Consider the following 1,720-nt stretch of genomic DNA (forward strand, 5'->3'; position numbering starts at 1 on the left):
ATACTGTAGTGGTCGACGGCAAGTCAGATTATAGGAGTATGAAATCTGATAATGCCTTTACCTTAGAAGCTTGTTTTCCCGAACCAAATGTTCAGCCCTCATTTTCTAGTCCTTATACTTTTTCGGATGTAAGCTTCTCAGAGCCATCAACTAATGCTAGGCAGCATCGCCAGACCGCTACTGTACGCACTTCAGAAAGTGATGGTTATTTTATTGACATTTTTCGTTCGGCTCGGTTAGATGGCCAAGACCTAAAGCACGAATACATCTTTCACGGTCAGGGATCAGCAATTCAACTCCTTGATAATCAGGATAAACCAATTACAACCTCATCAACTGATGAGTTATCATCTACGATGGGTGACCTGCCTGGCTACGATTATTTTAGCGAGAAACAAAGCGCGACTTTCGATGAGGACTTTGTTTCTCGATTTACGATGCCAGTTACTGATAATAAAGTCGTTGAGGTTAATTTATGGATGCGAGGCTTTCCGCAGCGCAAGGTTTTTTCCGTAATGGCACCTCCCTCTCGCGCACTCAATAAAACGGTAACTCCTAAAACACTGTACGAAAAGCCTCTGCCTACTCTGATCGTTCGTCAGGAGGGAGAAGCCCGCACCAGACCTTTTGTCTCCATCATAGAGGCCTACGGAAAACAGGGAGGTTCGGATATTGAACGAGTTAGTTATTTTGATGCAGAAAATACAAATCTAAGCTTCACAGGTATTGCGGTACATCGTCAGGATAATAAGCAAGATTATGTATTTAGTGATGAGAACGGAGAACAAGAAAACCGCTTCAAGCAGCATCGCTTTAAGGGCATTTACGGCCTTATTAGTTACCAAGTCAACCAAGTGAAAACCGCTTTTTTAGGAGCAGGTACACTACTGGAAAGTGATGGTTGGAAAATTGAGTCTGCTAACCTAAGGAACGCCGTTTATATAGAAATTAACGATGATCACATCCAGGCTTATGCAAAACACCCTTTTACGCTAACGTTGCCACTTCCAGAAAATAAGGAGGAAATAGCTAATTTTAATTTAGTACAGTCATCTACTCGACAGATTTTCGAGGGAAAGATTATTACTCAAGATGGGCAACACTTTGCTCGCTTCGAGTTACCGGAAATGAATAATGTCAGCTTAGCATTTGAGAAGTAGTTTTTCTTTCGATAGTATTTTGAAATATTGGTGTAGAACATACTTTCTTACCGTTTCAGTAGCTTCTGATTGATCAGTGCTTCCATGACTGACTCGCGGTAGTGGCGGCTGATGGGGATGATTTGCTTACCGATAAAAATCTGGTTGCCCTCTACGGAGGTGATTTTATCTTTCGCCACTAAATACGATTTATGGGTTCGAATAAACCGCTTGCTAGGTAGTCGTTCCTCAGTACTTTTAAGAGTAACCAACGTCATAAACTTATCCTGTTCGGTATGAATGACGACGTAGTTCTGCATCGCTTCCACGTAGCGAATATCGCGTAGAGCAATCTTCTCGTACTTCTGATCTACTTTCACAAAGAAATAATCTTCTTCGGTTTGAACTGATGGGGTAGAAGTAGTTTGGGTTACCGGGGCTGGAATAGTTACTCGCTGCTGAAGTTGGTACTGAGCTTTGGCTTTGTTAGCGGCTTGGTAAAAACGGTCAAATGTAATAGGTTTGAGCAGGTAGTCTAATACGTCGAGTTGATAACCTTCCAGCGCGTACTGCGGGTAAGC

1 protein-coding gene and 1 pseudogene are annotated in these 1,720 nt (G+C 42.4%); one reads left to right on the top strand and one right to left on the bottom strand.

Annotation, left to right across the window (positions count from 1 at the left end; genetic code table 11):
• A pseudogene (locus WBA23_RS11295) lies at window positions 1-1,160 on the top strand (hypothetical protein); the annotation flags it as partial.
• A 47-nt stretch (window positions 1,161-1,207) separates the two neighbouring features.
• Here the strand turns inward: WBA23_RS11295 and WBA23_RS11300 are convergent.
• The coding region (locus tag WBA23_RS11300) for a LytR/AlgR family response regulator transcription factor (RefSeq protein WP_424582386.1) at window positions 1,208-1,720 on the bottom strand (513 nt) is incomplete at its 5' end.

It is taken from the genome of Tunicatimonas sp., assembly GCF_049647865.1.
In the GTDB taxonomy this organism is placed as follows: domain Bacteria; phylum Bacteroidota; class Bacteroidia; order Cytophagales; family Cyclobacteriaceae; genus Tunicatimonas.